Origin of the sequence: Marinilabilia rubra (assembly GCF_003121985.1) — a bacterium.
GTDB classification, from domain to species: Bacteria; Bacteroidota; Bacteroidia; order Bacteroidales; family Marinilabiliaceae; genus Marinilabilia; species Marinilabilia rubra.
This window is the reverse complement of record NZ_QEWP01000011.1, coordinates 81,287-106,297: the sequence shown is the minus strand read 5'-3', so window position 1 is coordinate 106,297 and position 25,011 is coordinate 81,287. Positions and strand designations below refer to the sequence as shown.

The 25,011-nt window shown below is 38.3% G+C and carries 9 protein-coding genes; all 9 read left to right on the top strand.

What is annotated here, in order from left to right; all coding sequences use genetic code 11:
* Positions 1-3: 3 nt before the first annotated feature.
* Positions 4-1,455: a DNA methyltransferase family protein gene (locus DDZ16_RS13715; protein WP_109265057.1), complete on the top strand. Its 1,452-nt coding sequence runs from the start codon at positions 4-6 to the stop codon at positions 1,453-1,455.
* A gap of 92 nt (positions 1,456-1,547) precedes the next feature.
* On the top strand, positions 1,548-5,423 hold the full coding sequence (locus DDZ16_RS13710; RefSeq protein ID WP_109265056.1) for a strawberry notch-like NTP hydrolase domain-containing protein: 3,876 nt from the start codon (positions 1,548-1,550) through the stop codon (positions 5,421-5,423).
* Positions 5,424-5,442: 19 nt separating this feature from the next.
* A complete protein-coding gene (locus DDZ16_RS13705; protein WP_158275679.1) occupies positions 5,443-7,116 on the top strand; it encodes an AAA family ATPase in 1,674 nt (557 codons plus the stop codon).
* Between the two features lie 372 nt (positions 7,117-7,488).
* On the top strand, positions 7,489-7,632 hold the full coding sequence (locus tag DDZ16_RS20760) for a hypothetical protein (protein WP_158275678.1): 144 nt from the start codon (positions 7,489-7,491) through the stop codon (positions 7,630-7,632).
* Between the two features lie 205 nt (positions 7,633-7,837).
* Positions 7,838-8,497 carry a hypothetical protein gene (locus DDZ16_RS13700; RefSeq protein ID WP_146192238.1) on the top strand — a complete coding sequence of 220 codons (660 nt, stop codon included), beginning with the start codon at positions 7,838-7,840 and terminating at the stop codon, positions 8,495-8,497.
* Between the two features lie 243 nt (positions 8,498-8,740).
* Entirely contained in the window at positions 8,741-13,651 is a 4,911-nt protein-coding gene (locus DDZ16_RS13695; protein ID WP_158275677.1) for a T9SS type A sorting domain-containing protein, read from the top strand.
* Between the two features lie 235 nt (positions 13,652-13,886).
* Positions 13,887-16,775: a type I restriction-modification system subunit M gene (locus DDZ16_RS13690; RefSeq protein ID WP_109265052.1), complete on the top strand. Its 2,889-nt coding sequence runs from the start codon at positions 13,887-13,889 to the stop codon at positions 16,773-16,775.
* Complete coding sequence (locus DDZ16_RS13685; RefSeq protein WP_109265051.1) at positions 16,775-18,040, top strand: restriction endonuclease subunit S; 1,266 nt, start codon at positions 16,775-16,777, stop codon at positions 18,038-18,040. The genes DDZ16_RS13690 and DDZ16_RS13685 overlap by 1 nt, the downstream gene beginning before the upstream one ends.
* Positions 18,041-18,139: 99 nt before the next feature.
* Complete coding sequence (locus DDZ16_RS13680) at positions 18,140-25,009, top strand: AAA domain-containing protein (RefSeq protein ID WP_109265050.1); 6,870 nt, start codon at positions 18,140-18,142, stop codon at positions 25,007-25,009.
* The last annotated feature ends 2 nt before the right edge of the window (positions 25,010-25,011 follow it).

The window sequence follows — 25,011 nt, the reverse complement described above, 5'->3', positions numbered from 1 at the left end:
GTTATGAAGACCGCGAAAGTAAAACTCACCATATTGGCCATTGCACTGGCTCTGGAACTGGAAACAGAGATAGAATTCGCTTTTTCTGATAATTCCAACAGCTCCAAAAGCCGGGAAACGGATTTTGTAAAAGCCGTTCAGCAGGAACTTGGCAAACGAACTTCTCACAATAAAACCACCATTGAGAAACTGGCCCGTCAGCGCTTTGGGATTGATAACCAAAACAAGGTAAAAGAGCTGACAGAGCTGGCCATTGCCCTGGAAGCCCGCCGCATTGCTTTTAGTGAAAAACGAAACTTTCGCCAGCGCTTTGAGAGGGTTGTTGAGCTTTACCGCTCACAGGTCAATCTTTCGCATCGCACCTCCATGAGTGTGCTTTTGCAACAGTATTCCACCCCCGCGCCCATCTCCTTCATGGCCGGGCTGTGGGTCAGAAAGGTCAAAGGAGAAGCCCTTTACTTTGAGCCCAGCGCGGGTAACGGACTGCTTTGTCATGCGCTCCCATACAATCACCTCCATGTAAACGAACTGGACAAGATACGTCTTCAAAATCTGAACCGTCAGCCTTACAAAACCATTACCAGTCTGGATGCTTCACTTCCTTTCGGATTCGGCAAAATATACGATGGCATTGTCACGAACCCGCCTTTTGGCGATCTGGAAACCATCGAACAGGTGGAAGGTTTTCACATCAAAAAACTGGAACACATCATGGCCATCCGTGCTCTCGAAACCATGAAAGATGACGGACGGGCAGCTATCATTATTGGCGGTCATACCAAATACAATCCGGATTCCGGAGTAATTACCAATAAGGGTGACCGCTATTTCCTGAACTTTATCTATCATTTTTATCATGTGGAGGACATCATTCCCATTGACGGGCATCAACTTTACTCCCGTCAGGGAACAGCTTTCAACACCCGTCTCATTCTGATTGCGGGGCGCAAAGAAGCTCCCGGGGGAATTGCCGAATATGCCGCCGAACACAGCACCAAAAACAGACATCTGCGGGAGGTTGTCTCTTCTTTTGATCGTTTTTATGACCGGGTTCTGAATGCCGACATGAGTCATTTCCTGGATCTGGCAGCTCAAAAACCGGAGGAGAACCATCGCTGTAAAATAGGAGACCGCATTTCTTTTCTGACATCAGGGAACATCATCATTAATGGCATCGTGACCGGATTACCACGTTCCGGTATTGTGGAGATCACCATCAAAGGAGAAAAAGAGCCGGTTGTACTCCCTGAATCACAGGTGGTACCCGAGCTTTTTGCCTGCAAGGCGGACAAACGCGAGAAAGGCTACAAAGCTTTTTCCAAAGTACAGTTTTACCACGACCGCACCTGGACGGCCCGTTTTATCGACGGAAAGGAAATAACCGTTGGCCGGGTTTTCAATAACCGGGAGGCCCGCATTGCAGCCATTAAAGAAAGATTAAAACAACAAAATTGAAAAACAAAGAAACTCAGGAACTGAAAAACTGAGGAATAAAAAAACAATAAAACTAAAAAACAAGGCAAGAGAAAAACTTAAAAACAAATAACATGAACTTTCATATACAGATTGACAAAAAGCAACAGGTTCTCTTAACTAAAACCGTCATTACATTTGATAAAAGACCGGCCCCGGAAATCAGTGAGAAACTTCTATTCTGGGGGTTTGATGTATCTACCGGCTTTAAGAAATTCTCCGCCAGACTAAAAGATTTGTCCGAGCGCACCCCTCACCGTTGGCGGTTATTTCTAAAATCACATGGATACAAACCAACCGGCAAAGGACTGGGGGAGCCATACATCCCGGTATCGGAAGGGGGTATTATTCTGGAAACCCAGGTGCCGGACTCCATGGCTGATGAGACGCACATCGCTGCACGGAAAATCAAAAAGCACATGGGCGGAAATGTGTTTGATCTGGTTCGCAAAAAGCTGGGCTACAAAACAAAAGAGGAACTGGAAAAGGCTTTGTCTGCCGAGCAGATCGATGCTGTTGCTTTGGCCATTTACAATATTGAGGAGCGCAACCAGTCTTTGATTGTAGGTGACCAGACAGGTATCGGCAAGGGACGCATTGCGGCGGCCATGATCCGGTATGCCAATCAGCAAAAGAAAATTCCCATCTTTTTAAGTGAAAAGCCCAATCTCTTTTCGGATATCTACCGGGATCTTGCGGATATTGGTTCCGGTCACCTGGTGCCCTTCATTGTCAATGCCGATGATGCCAAAACCAGAGTCAAGGATTCGGAAGGAAATCTGCTTTACCAGGCGGATGCCCGGGCGGTTCAGGAGTCTGTTTTCAAATCACAACAACTACCAAAGAAATATGATGTGATCCTGGCCACTTACACCCAATTCAACCAACCGGAAAAGAAACCTTTGAAACCCATGTTTCTGGCCAAAATGGCTGAAGGCAACATCATTATTATGGATGAAGCTCACAATGCTTCAGGGGCTTCACAAACAGGCACTTTTCTGATGAATGTGATTCAGAATGCTGCGGGTGTGGTATTCCTGTCGGCGACTTTTGCCAAGCGACCGGACAATATGCCCATTTATGCTTTGAAAACCTGTCTATCGGAGGCGAACATGACCAAAGATGAGTTGGTGGATTCCATTACCCGAGGTGGCGTAGCACTTCAGGAGATTCTTTCTGCGCAGCTGGTGTCGGAAGGCCAAATGATACGTCGTGAGCGCTCTTTTGAAGGCATCGAGGTGGATTATGTGACCCTCACGGAAAATGAGCGGGAACATCGCCGGATTGCCGACAAGGTAACAGAGATCATCCGGGACATCATTGCTTTCCAGAAAGATTACGTTGCAGAGGCTGTCAACAACCTGGATGATGCCATGAAGGCTGAAGGCGGGGAGGCCAGCTCCAGAAAAGGTACTTCTTCTGCAGGGGTGGACAATCAGCCATACTTCTCGAAGGTTTTTAATGTAATCAATCAGCTTCTGCTAAGTCTGAAAGCGGAGGATGTGGCACGCGATGCCATCCGTTCCCTGAAAGCGGGACGCAAACCGGTCATTGCCTTTGCCAACACCATGGGCTCGTTCCTGGAGGAGATTGCCGAATCGGCTCCGGGTGAAGTCATCAATACGGATTTTAAGCATGTTCTCTATAAAGGACTCAAATCGGTTTTGAAAATTACCATTACCGATTACCGGGGACAGAAGAAATATGATTTCCTGGAACCGGCCATGATCAGCGAGGAAGCCCTGGCAGAATACAACCGGATTACCGATGAGATAGACCGGGTAGCAACGGGGATCACCATCTCTCCCATCGACCGGATTGTGGAGATCATTGAAAATGCCGGCTTCATAGTGGCTGAGGTGACCGGACGGAAAATCATGGTGCAGTTTTCAGGCAGAGAGTCAGGCACCATTCTCAGTCGCAAAAGGATTGCCACCAATGATGCTTTCCGACAGTTCAACGACAATGAGGTGGATTGCCTGCTGATTAATCAGAGTGGTTCCACAGGTGCTTCTGCCCATGCCATTGTAACCCGGAAAGTATCCAAAGCACAGGTTAAACAGCGGGAGATGATTGTGCTTCAGCCTGAGCTGGACATCAACACCGAGGTGCAAAAACGGGGGCGCATCAACCGCACCGGACAAATACTCAAACCGCGTTACCGTTACATTTCATCAGCTATTCCGGCTGAGAAGCGTTTACAGATGATGCTGCAACGCAAGCTCCGCAGTCTGGATGCCAATACCACCAGTAACCAGAAAGCCAACCAGAGTCAGATTGGTGAGCAGGTGGATTTCCTGAACAAATACGGTGACAAGCTGGTGGCGGATTATCTGATTGAAAACCCGGAAATCGATGAATTGTTAGGCAAGCCACTGGGTGTGGAAGCACCTGAGATCAGAGAAGGTGGCATTCAGAAGGTGTCGGGTCGTGTAGCTATTCTATCTGTGGCAGATCAGGAGAAGTTTTATACCGACATGGCACTTCGATACACAGAATATGTGGAGTACCTCAAACAAATTGAGGAATACGACCTGGAGGTGGAAGCCGTTGCCCTGGATGCGGTGGTCATCGACCGGAAAGTGATCAAAGCAGGGAAAGGCGGAAAGAGCGCGTTTGGAAGAGATTCGATTCTGAAAACCTGCGATTGTGCCAATCTTCGCAAGCCTTTTCGTAAAAGCCAGATTCAGGAGCTGATCAAACAGACTGTTGGGAATCAGGATCCGCTGTCTTATACCGAGAAGATTATCCAGGATATGGAACAGGCTCTGCAGGCACGATTACAGAACATGCTTTCGCACATTGATGAGCGGCTGGAAGTGGCACGGTCATACATTCGAAAGGAAAAGAACTACAAAAAATTAAAAAATCAGGCAGAGCAAGCAGCTTACGTCAAGAAGCGGCTGCAGGAAATTGAAAATTCCAGGGAATCTCTGATTAATGCGGAACGGGAAAAGTCAGATCGCCTCAGGCGGGCCATTAGAAACCGGATCAGGACTTTCTATCCCGGTCGCGGAGTTTATGTGCCCAATGTGGTTTCCAACGATCCCTCCCCTGCTGTATTTCTCGGGTTTGTCATCAATCACAAAGAGGAGAATCCTTATACGCTTTCCAAAATAAAGGTGCGGTTTGCAGTTGGTGATGGGCGAAAATACATGGTACTGGCACTGTCCGGTGATCAGGGAGCCATGGTGGAGCGCATCATCGGGTTAAGCAGTTCGCTGGACAATTACAGTCAGGTGGAAATTCTCAATCAATGGGATGAGATGATGAAAAAACGCCAGGCAGATCGCATCACCCGTTACATCATCACGGACAACATTCTTCAGGGCATTGCCAACTATCGGGGAAAGCTGATTGATTTTACACTTCAGGGCGGTGGCAAAGAGAAAGGCATTCTGATGCCTGATGGCTGGGAAAAGGAAAAGGCCACCGCCAGCGTTCAGGTACCGGTCATAAAGATATTGCCCTATCTGCAATCCTTAAACAAGAATTCTCTGGTGGCCCTGACAAACGGCATTGTGCTTTCAAGAGGGTACGATGGTTACGAGCTGGTTATTCCCTATGGGGCCCGCAACAAGGAGATTTACACAGATCCCGATTTGTTCAGGCTCATGGAGGGCAATGACGGATTCAACAAGCGCAGCAGCAATATGGTGGGCAGTTTTGATCCTTCAAGGCTTACCCAGGTCACACGGATTTTGCAGGACAAATATTCCCTGTCAGCCCAGATGTCCAGAACCATGTTCGAGCTCATCTTTGAAGATGAAGATGTCTCCGAAGTGATTGCCCGCCGGGATCCTGATGAAGCATATGCACGAGAACAGCTGGCCATTGACAAGAAGCGATACCGCCAGCGTGTGGGGCAAAACAAAGAAACTAAAAAACTTAAAGCACTCTCTCTGGCAACAGCTCTGGAGCTGGAAATGGAGATGGAATTTGAATTCTGAAAAACTAAAATTTCACAAAATGGCATTTACTATCGACAACTACATTGAGAAGGCAAAAGGGATTGACTTCTCAAAACTGGCACACGGTGACTTTTTTACCCGTAAACACCCGGAGGTAATCAAGATCATTGAAAACATTCATGAAGAAACCAACCCGGAGAATGTGGCAACCATTCACCGGATTCTTGGTAAGTATTTCGAGAATCTGGATAAGGACATTAAAGCCAACCCGGAGGCGCTGAAAAAGGGAAGTAGCAAGCCGGAAAACAAAGAAACTTCCAAACAGAAAAACTCAAAAACTAAGAAACAGGAAAACAAAGAAACTCAAAAACAAAAAAAGCCGCGTCAGTCACGCAAAAAACTGAAGAAGCACAAATACAAAGCCGGACAATTTCTTTATGCCTATGTAAACGGCTATGTGGAAAAGTCAGAAATTGAAACTCTTTCCCACTCTGTGTCGGGAGAACCCGTTTATGTGTATCGAACCGATAAAGGCACCAAAAAGGAGGTTTCGGAAACCATTCTGAAAGGTCTTATCAAACAGAAGCTTGCCCGGATGGATAAGCCGCTACCGGAGCACACCGAAAAGGTGGATGCGGAAGTTTCTTTCCTGCGCCGGTTTGTGGCCATGAACGGGAAAACAAAAACACATGAAGAGCTACTTAACATGCTGAAATCATTGCAAACGGCCATTGTCGAACGAAGGGTTCGCAAGGCATCTGAATATGCTGACCAGATTGAATACATGCAAGACAAACTGATTTCAATGGTCAATGATGGCGGCAGTATAACCGTGAATTTCTCCGGGGATAAGCTTGCAGAACTTAAAGCCATTACCACCGGACTGGCAACCATGCCGGCTGTTCTGGTCATTAAGCGGTTCTTACGCATTCAGGGTAAACCCGGTGTTAAGGAAGAAGCTAAAAAACTGTTAGAGAGAATTGAAACCGGGAAAGCAGCTCTCAATGCATCAAAGCCACTTCATGAAAAGCTTCGGGTGATCAGGAAAGCACTGGAAGATTACCTGGCTGGTCGGTCTATTACGCCTTCCATTAGTCAGTCTGAGCTGAATGGTCTGGAGGGATTGGCCGGTATTGACGGATGTAATAAGACCGAACTGAAAATCACGGTGAAATCAGGGAAGGCCATGCGCTCCACAGATTTTGAACGAAAGGCTTTTTATCCCATGGGACTTACCGGCAAGTGGCACAAACTGCTGGGGGATATGAGCGAACCATTCCGGTTAATGATCTACGGCAAAGGCGGAAGTGGTAAGTCCACCCTGGCTCTTGACCTGGCCAAATACCTGGCTGACCAAATGGGCAAAACCGTTCTTTTTGTGGCCAATGAGGAAGGTTTTGGAGCGACGCTCCAGAAAAAAATCAAAATGCTCAAGGCAGTACATCCGGAGCTCTTCCTAGTGGATAAAATTCCGGCAGATCTGAGTAAATACGATGTTGTGTTTCTGGATAGTGCAGACAGTCTTAGACTCAACCCAGAGGCTGCTACCAAACTCACATTGAAATACCCTAACATGAACCTGGTTACCATTCATAAGGTCACCAAAACCGGAAATTTCCGGGGCAGTGCCGAATGGGAACATGATTGCGATACGTCTGTGGTAGTCACAGGCGCTGTCGCCAGGGCTGAGAAAAACCGGTTTGGAGGAAGTGGTGAAATTACCGTGTTTTGAGCGTTTGGGAATGATTATATTTAGAAAAAGGCTGCCTAAGGGTGGCCTTTTTTTCGTTTCCCTAATGACAATTAGGAAAAAATCTGTTAACCATTTTTGGAAAATGAGAACAAAAAAATTAGTTTTACAGTAAACTAAAAAACTTTAAAACAATAAAACAAATTGACGGCCCTACCCCACATAAAGCTTAAAAGAAATTTGATATTCCTCTCCTCCACTGGATGGGGATTGATTGATAAGAAATATAAAGGTGTACGAGGCATTCCGGATTTGGATGTTTTGTGCACCTTTTGTTTTTGTTAAATGATTGTCGGAACAAACCGAAAAAAGACGTAAAACAGGAGTAGGCAATAACTTAAAAAGATGAATGCAATGGGAAAAACAGGACAACAAGGACAAGGAAATGCTGGTGGATGGCCTTCGACTACAGGTGGAAAATCAGGAGGTGGAAGAAGCAATAATTCATCGGGAGGTGGTAAATCTTCAGGTGGATCTAAAGGCGGTGGAAAAAAGTGAATAAACTAACTGTAAAATGCGGATAGAAATAAATTTCCTATCCGCATTATTTTTATTGGACTAAAAAAAATTAAAAATTTCATATGTATTTTATTTTAAGAATGGAAACAACAACTTTATTAATCAAGCACACACAACATAATAAACACCTTATATTTACAAGATTACACAAACAAAAAATGCAATTAATTAATTTCATATTATTATGAAAAATCTATTTTTATCGACTCTTACAATGACATTTTTGTTAATTGGATGTAGTAAGAATAATGATACGATTGAAAAAGAAGATCCCTCAATTGTTTTATGGGCTTATAAGGGTTACTTCGATCAAAGTTACCCTTATCCATCTAATTTTTCATGTGGAATATTCTCATGTTCGAAATCAGCTGCTAAATTTTATTTTTATGATGCTAAAGATATTACTTCAGAAATACAAAAAGACGAATTCCATTATGATGTAGTATATCCTCACGATAAAAAATCTGAAACATTTGATCTTCTAACAAAAGAGAATGGAAAACTAAAGCTCGATAATGGATCAATAATAGATCCAATTACTATAAAAACTAAAACCCACTATTCCTCTAACACTCCTGGAGAAATTATAACAAGAGAAGAAGAATCTGATTATGCTGTACTTCTCTTAGATGTAAATAATTCAGATCAATATAATGATGTTCTAACTGAAAATATTGTTCTTTTACCAGAAGGCGAATATTACATTGTGGCCGTTAATAGTGACCTAAAATATTCGGGCAAGTTTATTACAGTCTCTCATAAAATGATAGATAATAGATTCAATATTGTTTTTCCTGTTGATAGTTATTACGATGGATATTTTGATTGGATTGAATTGGAGTAAAATAATAAAAACATAGGACGTGGGCACAATGAAGCTATCACATGCCAGACGTGGTACTCACAGCATATTGAGGTTTTCGTTTTACCCTCTCCACTGTGTTCAAGCTGATAAAGTCACAGCGGATCTTAAAGCCACCGCCAGGCGCATATAGCCGGGAGGTTGCGACATATAAAGCAAAAACAAAAAGCACCCACATCCTTCTTCCCAACGCACATGATAAGAGAACATCAAACATTAAGAAAAATGAAAAAAAATTACCCAAATTTTACCCTAAAACTATTAGCAACAGTTTTATTAATTGGAATTAACACTTTAACACATGGCCAAATTGTGTTGCAAGATTCCACCTATACAGATAATTCATTTGGGACTTCAGCTTCCTCCAAAATTATACATCAATACAATGAACATAGTGAATCTATAGGTTATGAATCGTATCGTTTTGAAACATCATCAAGAAAATGGATTGGGACATCGAAACATACAAGTACCTATACCGATGGTGCAACTGAATACGCTTATACATACTATCAATGGAATTCCGTATCGAATTCATGGGGAGAGCATTATCAGAAGATTGAATATGAAGTTGAGAATGGTGTAACTACAGGAACTCAATATAATTGGGAAGCTACAGGTTGGGTTATAGATTCAGACTTTCGGTATAAATCATACTACGAGACTAATAGTGATAACAAAGCAACATTGTCTCAAACTTTTGAATGGAATGAAAAACTAAAAGACTGGATAAATTCATGGAAAATTGAATATGATTATTTTGAGAATGGTAATCAAAAAAATCTTACATGGTTTCAATGGGATAAGGTTACTAATACATGGCAGAATTGGAACAAACAAGAATACACCTATGATGCTCAAAATAATAAACTCACGGAGGATCACTATTTAGCTGATGAAAAACATCAACTATATAAATATTCGGAAAAAATATATAAAAATGAGTATGATGCAAATAATAACCTTACAGAGGTAATTACCACGTTAAATTATTTAACGCATGATATACCTCCTAGCCTAACTAAGGAAGTTCATTTATATGATAAAAATAACTTTAAAACAGAAACTATAACTTACTTTTGGAACAATAATGATTGGGTTATCTCTAACAGACAAACATTCTTTACAAAAAATACAGATCAGGTATTTAATGCTATCTCGCCATCAAATTTTGGAATTAATATAGGTACATTATTTGAAATACCCGTTTTGGAAAAGCCAATTGCAACATCAAGAGAATGGAAATATAAAAAAGGTGGCGAATCGACTTATTCAAGTTTCTCACCAAAACAAACTAACTCTACATTATCAAAAATATTTACAGAAGCAGGTGATTATGAAATAATTTGTGAATCTAATATTAACGGACAGATATACACAAGTAATAATGCGAATCTGAAAGTTATAGGCATCAGTATTGCACCTACGGCTACTCAAAATATTAATGTTGATGAGCTAGGAAAAACACTTACTGTTAGTGAAAGTCCAGAGGCAGACAGTAGGTATTGGTATTATTCAAAAACTTCGGGTGGGCCTTATGAAAGAATAAGTTACAATGCACGAGATGAGAATTATAATCCCGAATTTTCAGAACCGGGCACATACTATGTAATTTGTCAATCTAAATGGGGTAATACCACAGTTAATAGTAATGAAGTAATTGTAAATGTTTCAGGAACAAAATTATCATCAACTGAAACGCAGCTTTTAAGAGTTGGAGAAACAGGCGAAGATATTTCTGTTATCGAATATCCAACATCAGATTCACGAGAATGGAAATATAAAACATCAGAAACGGGGATTTGGAAATCATTTACCCCTGCAATTACAACTTCAAATTATACTCCAAGTTTTTCTACTATAGGAGAATACTATATTGCTTGCTTTTCTGAATATGGCAACGATGTTCAAATGAGTGATATGGCTAAGGTATGGGTAGTTGAGCAAAACAAGATAGACCCTGTTACAGAGCAGACAATTGATGTACTACAAGACGGTTCAGAATTAACTGTTACAGAATTCCCAACTGCTGATTCAAGAAGTTGGTATTATTCAAGTGCAACAGATGACTTTACAAATAACACTAATACTGGAACTTTAAATTACACACCTAATTTTGACGAATCCGGCATCTTCTATGTGGTATGCAAATCAAAATATGATGGTGTTGAATTAACAAGTAATCCAGTTAAAGTTAATGTAATTGGTAATGATATTAGTCCTTACGAAAACCAATGTTATGTAACAGGAAACATTGGAAATACCTTAAAAGTGAACGAGAATATTATCGCAAGTTCACGAGAATGGAAATACAAAACCTCAGAAGCAGGAAGTTGGCAGTCATTTAGTCCTATCGAAGATTCAACGTTCTTAAATCCATCATTTACAACTATAGGAACATATTACATTGCGTGTTTTTCAACTATAGAGGGTAAAGATTATACAAGTAATGAGGTTAGAGTAAGGGTTGTTGAAGCAACTACTATTGCCCCATCAGGAACTCAAACTATCAATATTAATACTGATGGGGATTTGTTGACAGTTTCGGAGAATACTGCTGCTGATTCAAGATATTGGCATGTTTCAAAAGTATCTGGTCAGTACAATTATACAACAAACACGTATAAATCAGCTGAAACTTATCAGCCTAAATTTTCAGAATCGGGGACCTACTATGTTGTATGTCAATCTAAATGGGATAATACAACTGTAACAAGCAATGAGGTTGTTATAACTGTTAATGGATATGGTTCAGCAACATTTGAAAATAGCATAGCTCCAACTGCAGAACAGATTATCGACATTAATACAAATGGAACTGACTTAACTGTTACCGAATCACCGGTAGCTGATTCAAGATACTGGTATTATTCAAAAAATGAGCCTAGTAATTTTACAAGCAATACATATAGAACAACCGAAACTTATACTCCAAGATTTAATTCTTTAGGTGTTCATTACGTAATTTGTAAGTCCAAACTAGACACCTTATACAAAGAAAGTAACTATGTGAAAATATCTGTACATGGTAATAAGATTTCTTCTACATCTTCTCAAAGCTTAGTTGTTGGTTATAACGGAAAAGGTTTGTCTGTTGAGGAGTACCCTGCTGCCACTTCAAGAGAATGGAAATATAAATTGACATCAGGTGGTACATGGCAGTCTTTTTCAACTCCTGAAACTACTCCTATTTACACTCCAAATTTTGCGAAAAGCGGAGAATATTATATTGCCTGTTTTTCAACGATTGAAGGAAAGGTATATGAGACAAATGATGTAATAATAAGAGTTTCGGGAAATAACATTACCCCAACTACAACACAAAATGTTAATCCAAATGTAGATGGCAATACACTAACTGTAAACGAGGATTATACTTCGTCTGACCGTGAGTGGTTTGCATCCACGGTTTCAGGAAAAGAGTATTTTAATTATTTGGGAGATGGTACTACATATACACCTAATATTTCAGAAGCTGGTGTATATTACATTGTATGTAAATCTACATGGTCAAATGGATTCATGTATAGTAATGAGGTTCAAGTCAATGTTTCTGGAAATAACGTTTCGCCAATAAACGACCAAACAATTACACCAAGCACAAATGGATCTACTCTTAATGTCAATGAATACCCGTCTGCTACTTCAAGGGAATGGAAATATAAAACATCTCCTGGAGGAAGTTGGAATTCATTTTCTACGGCTCAAACATCAGCTAATTACACTCCTAATTTTGCAAGCACAGGGACTTATTATATTGCATGTTTTTCTGTAATCGGTGGAAGTTCATATACAAGTAATGAAGTTATGGTGACAGTTGCTGATAACAGCATATCTCCGGCTAACCAACAAACAATTCCTGTAAATACGGATGGAACACAATTGTCTGTATCTGCAACAATACCTTCTGATTCAAGAGGGTGGTATTATTCAATAACATCAGGAAAAGATTATGATAGTTATTTAGGTAATGACGCTACATACACTCCTAATTTCACGGAAGTTGGCGAGTATTTCATAGTTTGCAAGTCTAATTGGGGAGATGCTAGTAAGTTAAGCAATGAAGTTAAAGTTGCTGTTGCAGGGAATAATATTGCTCCAACAACGGAACAAACAATCGCTGTAAACTCGGAAGGTTCAACCATTACTGTTACTGAATATCCAACAGCATCATCAAGAGAATGGAAGTATAAAACTTCACCTTCTGGTTCTTGGACATCATTCAGTACTTTAGAAACAGCCGAAATTTACACACCAAACTTTGCAATTTCGGGTAATTACTATGTTGCTTGTTTCTCTGAAATTGAAGGTAGTACTTTTGCAAGTAATGAGGTGATAATTAATGTAGCAAGCAATAGCATTGCACCAATTGATGAGCAAATACTAAGTGCAGATACAGATGGCTCTCAGTTAACAGTTTCGGAAAGTATTGCTGCTGATTCAAGAGGGTGGTATTATTCGACCACATCAGGAAGTGGTTATGATAATTATTTAGAAGATGGTTTAACATATACTCCTAATTTCTCAGGATTTGGAGAGTACTTTATTGTTTGCAAATCTACATGGGGAACAACTGTTGCAACAAGTAACGAAGTCCATATTGTTATAGCAGGAAATGGCATTGAACCTGAGAATGAGCAATCTATTGCTATTAACAAAGATGGTCTAACTTTAACAGTTACAGAATTCCCGACCCAAACGTCAAGAGAATGGAAGTACAAAACTTCTGAGGGTGGACCATGGACTTCCTTTAGTGTTGCAGAAACATCAGAAAGCTACACTCCTAATTTTTCATCAGCAGGAACATACTATATTGCCTGTTTTTCAAAAATTGGAGGAAACACTTATGAAAGTAATACGGTATCTATTACAGTGAATGTAAGTAGTTCGATTAATTCTCTTGAACATTATGGAATAAAAATGTTCCCTAATCCTTCAAATGGATATTTTACAGTCCAACAAGATGATATTTTAGAATCTATCTCTGTTTACACTATTGAAGGAAAGTTGATTTATTTAAATGCAAATGTCTCAACGGAATCTACTTTTATTACAGTTCCAACAAAAGGTATTCATACAATAATATTAAAGACAAAAGACGGAAGAAAACTATTTGATAAGATAATAATTCATTAATTATCGCTTCAAAACCAAGCTCCACGGAGCAGCAGAGGAATTAAAGCATATTCAATTTCGAAAATTAATATGTCTTTACGATTTTCTAAAATATGGCCTTCAAGTGAATAACAATTAAAGATTCCTTAGACCGCATTTTGTCTTGCTCAGCAGTGCAATTTTTTCTTCCCCAATCATGGTGACAGAAACAGAATTTGTATCTTGTGTGATTTTAAATTTGGATTAGAACTTAGAGATGAAGAAAGAAAAGATTAAACTCTCAAGACTGGAGAACTTTTTAATGAAAGCTGCTGACATCCTGAGAGGTAAGATGGATGCTGCGGAGTATAAGGAATTCATTTTCGGAATGTTATTCCTGAAGCGAATGTCAGATGTTTTTGACCAAAAAAGAGAGAAATTAAAAACCGGGGATTACAAACATCTTGATGAAAAAACTTTAAATACAATTCTTGAAGAAAAAATAACTTATGGGGAAACTTTCTTTGTGCCAAAGAGAGCAAGATGGCATGAAGGATTTACTGATGAAAATGGAGTTAAACACCCACCAATAAAGCATTTGCAAAACAACATAGGGCAAATGCTAAACAAAGCTTTGGATGCAATAGAAGAAGCAAACCCTGACACCTTATCGGGAATTTTCAAAGGACGGATTAACTTTAACAAAGAAGTGGACGGAAAGCAGATTGTAAAAAATGTTGACCTGAAGCAAATGATTGACCACTTCAATGAATTCCCTGCTTTAATCAACGATAATTTTGAGTTTCCTGATTTGCTTGGTGCTGCTTATGAATACCTCCTTAAACACTTCGCTGATGAAAGCGGAAAAAAAGGCGGACAATTCTATACCCCACATCAGGTTGTGCGTTTACTGGTTCAACTCATGCAACCAAAAGCAGGAATGTCAATTTATGACCCGACAGCAGGTTCGGGGGGTATGTTAATCCAATCGTACCAATATATTGAAGAGCAAGGGCAGAATCCAGAGAATATTGAACTCTTTGGCCAGGAAAACGATCCCGCAGTAGTAGCAATTTGTAAAATGAATATTATACTACATAATATTTCAAAGTACAATATTGAATATGGTGACACTATTGCGGAACCACTAAACGAAAAAGATGGCCAATTAATTCAATTTGACCGGGTTATTGCCAACCCACCTTTTTCTCAAAATTACAACAAAGCCACCATGCAGTATCAAAGCCGTTTTTCTTATGGCTTTGCTCCTGAAACTGGAAAGAAGGGCGATTTAATGTTTGTGCAACATATGTTGGCAAGTTGTAAAAAAACCGGAAAAGTGGCCGTTGTAATGCCTCATGGCGTATTATTCCGAGGAGGTAAAGAGAAAGAAATACGGGAAGGCATGTTAAAAGCTGATATTTTGGAAGCTGTAATAAGCTTGCCCCCACATCTCTTTTATGGAACAGGTATACCTGCTTGTATAATGTTTTTCAATAAAAGCAAGCCTGATGAACAGAGAAACAAAGTATTTATCATCAATGCAGATAAAGACTATGCAGAGGGAAAAAATCAAAACTCTCTCAGGCCGGAGGATATTGAAAAGATTGATTTCGTTTTTCAAAACAAAATTGAAGAAGCCAACTATTCAAAGTTGGTTGACTTAGAAACTATTGAGAAAAATGATTATACGCTAAACATCAGAAGATATGTAGATAATACTCCACCACCTGAACCCGAAGATGTAAAAGCTCATTTGGTAGGTGGTATTCCTGTTTCAGAAATAGAGAAAATTCAAAAAACACTTTGCCCAAAATTTGATTTTGAAGGCAACCAACTATTTAAAGACAAGGATAATACTTACAAACTTTTTAAACTTGATGATAAGGAAGAAATTAAACAAATCATTGAGGACGATAAAAAAGTTGAGACCAAACTTGTTGAATTAGGTGTACATCTTGCAGACTGGTGGCAATTGGCAAAAGATGATTTTTCGTTACTTGCCAATGGAGAAGAAAAGGATGAAAAAAACCAGGTTCAAGAACCAATAGCTGATTATATTTCCTTGAAGGATGAAAGATTTCCTGATATCCGTAAACAATTACTTCAATCCATAAAAGACAAATTTGTTCCTGTTGGTGTGCTCGACCAGTTTCAGGTAGCCGGTGTATTTGTTAACTGGTGGGACAATATAAAGTACGACCTGAAAACCATGATGCAAAATGGTTGGGATGCCGGGCTAATACCTGACGAATACCTGATTGAAGAGTTTTTCAAAAAAGAGCAGACAGAAATTGAAAACCTTGAAATAAAGCAGGCAGAAGCAGAAACCAACCTGGAAGAAGCAGTTGAAGAAGCATTGAATTTGGTGGAATATGAGCAGGATGAAGAAGAAGGGGAAGTAAAACAAACACCCAAATTAGCAAAAGAGCAGTTAAAGCCGCAAATTGAATATCTATTAAACGAGAAAAAGAAACCAGAAGACGCGAAACCATTTCAGGAAGCTGAGAAAAAAATTAAAGACCTCGAAAAAGAAATAAAAGACTACAAAGCCCAAATTAAAGAGAAACAGCAGGAATTAAAACTGAAGCTGATTTTAAAACGGCATGGCCCTGATGATGAAAAGGCAGAAAGCCAAAAGATGTTGAAAGCAGCAAATGAAGAAATAGATAAGCTGGATACTGACATTGAAAACCTCATTACCGATTTTAAAACTGACCTGAAAGATACAGACGACTACGATAAAATTAAAAAATCAACCTCAGCATTGGAAAAAGCTTTGAAAAAGAGTAAAGACCAGCCCGATAAACTCAATGCAGTTTTAGAAGCCAAAAAACAGTTTAAGGAAATTACAAAAGCCTATAATGCCCGTTTAAAGGATAAAGGTATTTTAAAAGCAAAAATTGACAGCTTAGACAATTTACTAAAAGAAATTGGTGGCATCATAACCAAGGAAGAAGCTAAAAAACTAATCCTGAAAAAGCATTTCGACATTATCAATACCCAGTTACAACGCTACCTGAATGCCGAAAAACGGGCTTTGGTGGCAGCTTACGAAAACCTGTTTGATAAATACTATGTTTCTGCACAGAGCATTGAAAAACAACGTAACCAGACCATGAACGAACTTAATGGTTTTCTAACCCAATTAAACTATTTAAGCTAATGGAGGAAAATCAAGCGAAAATACCGGAAGGGTGGAAGTTTATATCGGGTGAAAATATCTTTAAAGTGCAAGGAGGGTATGCTTTCAAATCCAGTGATTACAAAGAGGAAGGTATTCTACTTGTTCGTATTGGTAATGTCGGGAATGGGACCTTCCAATTTAAAGATTTAGTTTATGTATCTTCAATATTTAAAAAAACTCATTCTCCCTTTTTATTAAATAAAAATGATGTTTTAATTGGATTAACGGGTGATTTGGGTAAAGTATGTATGCTTAAGCATGGCAACTTACCATATATTCTGAATCAAAGAGTTGGAAGGTTTCATGTTCAAGAAAACATTGATAATAAGTATTTGTTTTATCTTGTTTCTTCAGGTATAATTCAAAGAGAATTAGAAGCATTTTTTGCGGGCGGGGCACAAAAAAATATAAGCCCAAAGCAAATTGAAAGTTTAAGCTTTTTACTCCCCAAATCCCCCACCGAACAACACCAAATCGCCACCATACTTTCCAAAGTAGATGAAGCCATTACCGAAACTGAACAGCTTATTGCCAAATACCAACGTATTAAAACCGGCTTAATGCAAGACCTACTCACCAAAGGCATTGACGAAAATGGCAATATCCGCAGGCAAGAAACCCATGAGTTTAAAGATAGTCCTTTGGGGAGAATTCCGGTGGAGTGGGATTGTAAAACTCTTGATTCTGTAATGGAGTTGCATAATAATAAGCGTTTGCCTCTTTCAGCAAAAGTACGTGAGGCAATGAACGGTGATTATCCTTATTACGGAGCAACAGGTATTATTGATAAAATCAACGAATATCGTCTTGATGGAGAATTTGTTTTAATTGGAGAAGATGGTGACCATTATCTTAAATGGGCTTTTCAAGAACAAACAATTTTAGTAAATGGCAAATTCAATGTAAGTAACCACGCACATATATTAAGAGGCACCAATGCTTGTTCAACTAAATGGATTCATTATTTTTTTAATCATCGTGATATAACATTTTATTTGACTCGCCAGGGAGCTGGCCGATTTAAACTTAATAAAGCCAGTTTACAAAGTCTTCCAATTCTTGTACCCAAAAATATTAAAGAACAAGAATTTATAATTGACAAAATACAAAACGTCAATTATTACAAGTCTATAATTGAAGCTAAAAATATGAAGTTAAAGTTATTAAAGACTGGCCTCATGCAAGATCTGTTAAGTGGCAAAGTGCGGGTAAATCATTTAATTAAAGAAACCTATACAAAATAATGAAAAACCCATGATTAAGGGATAAACCATAAACTATGATATAAGAGTTCTCCCGACACCTCTCGGGATTGCCAATAAAAATTAAAAACTCATAGAGAAATGAAAATAAAAAACATCCGGCAATATCGAGAATTTTATAAATCAATCAGACCTGTTGATGCCTCACAAGTAGATGAACATTTTATCGGAAATTTTCACGATAAAGAAGAAAAACGAAAATATGGATGGTTCGCACTTTACCATGGAGATAAAGAAGGATACGGAAATGCAGAAGAAGGAATTGGCAACTTCTTATCCAGTTTTCTGGATATGGCAAAAGATGGGCAGGCGGTTTACGAATTTCTTCAAAATGCAGTTGATGCCGGAGCCAGTCATTTTACTATGGCCTGGGGAAAGGACGAAATCGACGGAAACAATTACCTGCTTATTGCCAACAATGGCGATATGTTCAATTTTGATAGTGTTCGTTCCATTCTCAATGTAGGTTCATCAACAAAAACTGCCGACAGTCAAAATATTGGTAAATTCGGTATCGGTTTTAAACTGGCGCACCGCCTGGTTGGTAAAGACAATGGATTGGAAGAACTTCTCAATAACAATCAACCATCTGGTCCAATTCTTTTTAGCTGGCAAAACCGTGAACTGGGTGCACTCGCCTCAGGTTCAAACCCTGAACCACAGCCTGTTCTATTTAAGAGAAAAGAAAATCAAAATTACCTCATTACTGACAATAATCCTTGGTTGTTTAAAATTCTGATCACCTGCTTCCCAGCACTACCTGAAAACACCACCTTTGCTGAAAACATTCGCTTATCAGATGGTACAAAAATCACCTCCCCTGTTTTTAATCAATCAGAATACCAAACATTATGCCGGTGGGTTAACAATTACCGAGAATACCTGAATGATGAAATTTACGAACAAGGAGCACTCTTTTTCATCAAGCTCGGCACTGGTAAAGAAAATGATTTAGCCGATAAAAACTTAGCGGAAGGAGTACGTTTTTCGTTGGCAATTCTTCAGGAAACCGCTGAAGAAGAAATTCGGAAAAAACATACACTCCAGACCGTTCAGTTAAACAGGGAGGCACCTATTAAAAAACCATCTCTTAATTACCTTTATTTTGAGATTACAAAAGCAGAGCATCTAAGTGAATACATATACATTCGTTTTGGCGTAAGAAATGAGGTTGAATTAACCTCTGAACAGAAAGCTAAACTTTCACGCGAATCGGATATTGAGGTTTTATTTGGATTCCGGGATTACGATAGCATGGAAGACTATTTCAAGGGAGCTCCCAATTTCTATCTTTACTTCCCTTTAAGCGAAGAGGTACACAATTTTAATTTTGTACTACATTCCAATGCCTTTTATAAAGCTAGTTCCCGTACTTTCCTGCATAAAGGGACTACAGGCGAAGATGGTATTAATGAACGCTTATTAAAAACCATTGCAAACCGTCTTGAGGACGAACTACTAAAATTGTATAAGTCAGATAATCCAAAAGACAAGAAAAACTTCCTGAACCTTTATGCCTCCTTATTAACTTCTAGTGAAAGCTCCAATTACGAACGCCAATGGGTAAAAGAACCTTTTATCAATGAAATAACCAGGGTTTTAAAAAGAATAGTCCCGGTAAAAGAGAATAATACAGATGAATTCACCTTGTCATCTACTCAACCAAGAATAAAAACAACTGCAGTTAATCTCCCCCTTGAGGCTTATGGAATGCATCACCTCACCTGGTTTTATTGGGGAGCCGAAGCCCCTGATCTAATAAGGTATAAAGCCATTGAAAAACTACACCCGTTGGTTTTCGACATTTTCCAACTTTTATCCAAAGAAGGAATTAGCATTTATGTAAATAACTGGATAGAGGAGGATAAAAGTCGGATTGAAATCATTTTAAAAGAACTCGATAAAGAAAGCCATGAAAAAGTCCGCTCAGAGCATTTTAAACAAAATCTGAAAAATCTGAAAATTTTTGAGTTCTCGGATAGTTCACTCTTAAGCGACAATGAGTTGGTTGAGAAACAAGATGACGGATATATTGTATTACACAACAAACTGGAGGATACAGAAAATGAGTTGCAGAAAATTGGTATTAAAACAACCAAAATAAGCTTAGACAGCTACCAGTTCTTCAGCAAATATGCCCCTTACTTAAGCCCCGATTCTCAACTCAGGAGTCAGGCTAAACTGATTGAAATTGTCAGCAACTCTGATACTCAAAAATTAAACTCTCAGGAGAAGCTAAATATTTTTTGGGTATTCAGGAACATGATAGAAGAAGGAAGACGCAGTGAACGGCTTGGTGAATTAAAGTTGTTTAAAAACAAATTAGGTAATTGTGTTAAGATAAAAAACATCTTAAGAAGTACTGAAATTCCTTGGCTCAAGCCATTTTTGATGGATAAAAGTGAGCAGCATGTTGATGTCGACCGATACCTTCTACGCGACAAAACATTGATTTATGAGAATATCATTTACGCGTTTTGGAGTACAATTTCACAGCAATTAATGCAAAAAGACCCCGAAGACAGATACATTGTCTTTGACCAAATAAAACAGTACTACGAGGAAAGCAAATATAGTGCAGATGAGGAATTACAATTAACGGATGAAGGAGGCATATTTTTCAAAGGGATCTTTTCAAAAACAGAATCACCCTATTTCAATGAGATCCTGCAAAAAATCGATTCTGAAAAATATTCCCAGATACAGGATATAGTTGATGATAAATTAGGACTTCAAATTCCGGATGAGTTTTTTCTTTCAGTCCATAACCAAATCCCATTTCTAATTAATTCTCCAAATAAGGTCATTACTAAAAATCAGTACATCTTTAACCCAGATGAAATTCATTCTTTTCTCAGATTTTGCAGCGTATGCAACATCAATTTATTTGCCGATTATTCAGTTTACAAAAATGAAGAAAGGTCATATCATTGCATCCGAAATGACATTTCTAACTATTTCACCGAAAACAAAAAAATAAAAAAGTACATCGAAAAATACCTCGGTGAAGTATTGCTTCAGTTACCTGAAACCCTTAATGGCTATTCAAAAATGGTTCCCCTACAAGGAATGGCATTGGCTGAGTTTTTAATTGAAAAATCCAATTGTAAAAATGAAGAACAAAAAACAGATTTAATTGAGGCTTTACTGCAAGAAGATGAAGAAACATTGGCACGATTATTCAAGGCGCTGGATGAACTGCCTCTGGATTTGACCTGGGAGGATGAAAAAATTAATGAAGTTGTACTCGGGTTAATTAAAAGACTTTTGTCCGGTGACAAAATTGAAAGATTACAGTTACAGGCCAAAATTATTTTTAAAGAAAAAGATTCTCAATTCCTGCTAAATTCAATTGATTCGGCTAATGATGATGTAATTGTTCATAACGGAACTTCAGTTATTAAACTATCTCGTACCCTAATTCTTGGTTTGGAGGATGACGGGGCAATCCGTAAAATATTGGTTTTTGCTGATGAAGCAACAAACCGAGAACTGCTTACTCGGAAAGAAGCAACTAGGATTTTCAGAATTGAATCTGGTGACGTTACAGAGGAGTTGATAAAACATTTTGAAAAGAATCTATCTGATGGACAACTACGAAATGCTCATCAACTCATACTTGTTTTGTTGTCTTCACATTTTGGACACGATACTCTAAATAAGTTCAAAGTACGGGATGCCGCTGGTAAGTGGCAAAAACTTAAGGACAATTGGGTTTTGCCAGGAATTCCAACCATTGAGTTTTATGATAAGGAATACGTTTTGGCGGAAGATTATAATAGCCTTGCAACCCTGCTTAAGTTAAAAGAAAAAGAAGTCTTTTATTATGGAAAAAACAACGCAAGTCTCGAAAACGAACCAGATGAATATATTATTCCATTTTTCCTTTTTCAGCGTGGGTCCTCTTCCAAGGTCTTAAATACAGAAATCCATGATATTAAAAAATTAAAATACCTTTTTGGACGCTGGCACCTAACACCCCATGAACAAAGAATAAATAAAGATAAAGAACCGTGGGAAGAAATTTTTTCTTTCAATCCAAGACTCTCAATTTACTCAGATTTTATTTTAGAAAGTGAAAAACTGAATAATTCAATACTTGATTGGGTAAAAGAGAATGAACAAGATAGAATCTCATTTTTAAGAGCATTGGGTGTGCAAACCAACGGGAGTGATATTGCCAGGCTGAGAAAATGGTTTATGGATTCCGAGAATCAGAGTATAATTCCCGTTAGCATAGCAGGCATTCCAACCGTTTTTCTTTCAAATACGCTGGTTGGCCTTGCTGATGGATTCTTCGAGCAGACAGAAAAAGCTCTGCCTTTTAAAGCAAACTCTCAAAAACACCATCAAATAAATGAAATCATTTTAACGCTTTTAAATGCCGGAGAAAACAAAGAATTAAGAATACCTGTATGGTATTCAAATGAATTGATATTATTAGGTAACCAGCAGGGAGTTTGGCCTTATTTTTTAGAAATGTTTGACTATGAAATATTAATTAAGAATGCTAATGCCGAAGTCACTGAAAAACTGTTCGAATCGTTTCAGGTCATTGTTCATAATGAAGAATACCTAGAATTTGTAAGAGAAAGTTATGAGCAGTTGGTAATTTACTATTATTTCATCGAGCCGGAAGATTTCACTGAACATGATGAACCATTTTATAAATCGTGGTTGAAAAAATACGGAATTCAGTTGTTTAGAATTCCGAAAATTGAGTATGGAGCTTTTGCAAAAACTCGCAACGATGAAATTTTTATCGGCAAGGTTTCTTTTGCTGACTACTATCTTGACGACGAGCATGAAACCAATAAGAAATTATACTATCGCTCAGATATTTCCCTGGAAGCATTAAAAAGCAGCTTGGTTGAAGATGAAAAATCTGATCTTGCTGATTGGTTAGAAGAATTAATCAATGACCGCAATAAAATGCTGGCAGCTTTCTACAATACACTTACAGCAAGTGGTAAAGATGAGTTTGATAACGAAGACACAAAGCTATTACTCGAAAGTTTGAAGGAAAGAAACAAAGATGAACAACGGAATGAGATAGTCGAGGACATAAAAACCAATGAAAGGTATTCTTACAACTGGTTTAAATCATACATTAACTACCTACTTACATTTGAAGAAATAGCGGATACTACAGATCAAAAATCAATCTCCTTCCAAAGTATTGAACCCTATTCAATAAATGGCAAAAAATCGGATAAATACTTTATCCTGAGAGGGGCCAACAGCATGATACCAATGAATATTGAGGCCTTTGAGGATTTTAGCATTAATTTGGTTTTCCGAAGTGGCTTGAAAGTAAACATCATTGTTGAAGGTGTCTCTAAAAAAGGACAAGATTTACTTACGTACATTCCTAAAGGAATAGAATCAAAATTTTCATCAAATTTTAGCCAGGTTGTTAATATCAAGATAAACTTCTCTCCTAACCTCGATTTAGTTCAGCGCTTATACGATGTTTTTACCAACGAAAAAATTATTACACCATGGGAAAATATTCAGGAGGCAATGCAACCTCTGCATTTTATATATGGCCCTCCAGGTACTGGCAAGACAACAAAAATCTGTAAAATACTGAAAGAGGAATATTTAAAGAACCCAATATTCAAAGTATTGGTTTTGGTTCCTACAAACAAAGCAGGCGACGTATTGGCAAAAAAATTAATTGTCGACAATGTGGGGTTATCTGTTATTCGCATCGGAAGCGCTACTGACCCTGAGTTAGAGCAGCTCGATGAGGATATCTATCAAGTATCGCTGAATGATTTAGTCTTTGATGGTGCCAACGTTATAATTTCTACAATTCACCGCTTTCCTTACTATAAGATAAGCAAAGAGCATGGTGCACATTTCAAACTTTTTGAAAAAGAAGCATTGTGGGATTTGGTGATTTTTGACGAATCATCTATGATTAGCTTACCCTATATTGTTTTTGCACTTCTAAGTCTAAAGGAGGTTAATTCCAATACAAATTATTTAGTAGCAGGAGACCCCAAGCAAATACCCGCCATTGTGGATACAAGTGACAAAAATCTGGAAAGCCTAAATCTGGACGACGAAAGCATATACAAGATGCTAAATATTCACAGTTTTGACAAAGAAGAGCAGGAGAAAACAAAAAGAAAAAATGACATTATTGAAAATCTTAACACCCAGTTTCGCAGCATTGAGGCTATTGGGAAATTATTTAGTGAGTTTTCTTACGAAGATCTTTTATATCACGGACGTAATTTATCAAAAGAACCTCGTAAAACATTGCCAGAAAATTTTATTGATACATTGAACAATCCTGTTTCTTTAATTAATTTCTCAATTGATCATGACACCTCTGTCCTGCAACCCCGTAAACTTCTGTACAGTTCTTATCACGTGTATGCAGGAATTCTGGCATCAGAAATAGTCAAGTTCCTGAATAATTGTAATACTGAAAATACCAATTATTCAATTGGTGTTATTAGCCCATATAAAGCTCAGGCACTTCTAATGAATAAACTAATTGTTGCTTCTGGAATATCAAAAAATTTACAAATTAAATGTGATACAGTTCATGGATTTCAGGGTGACCAATGCGACATAATAATTTTAGTAATAAATCCGAATAATCACTACTATACTGGTCATAAAAACTCATTGTTAAGCAAGGAATATGTATACAATGTTGCAATAAGCCGAGCAAGAGATTACCTGTGGATTCTTAACCCCTTTCATCAAATTAAAAACAACCCGCATATGCAAAATATGCAGGAAATATTAGGAAATAATGCTTCTATAATTAGCAGCAAATACATTGAAAAAATATTATTCGGTGATTCTGATTTTATTGTACAAAATAGTTACCTGACAGGTCACGACAACATCAATGTATTCGGCCAGGTAGATATGAAATATTTTATTAAGGCAGGGAATACTGCAATTGATATACAATTGAGAAAATAATA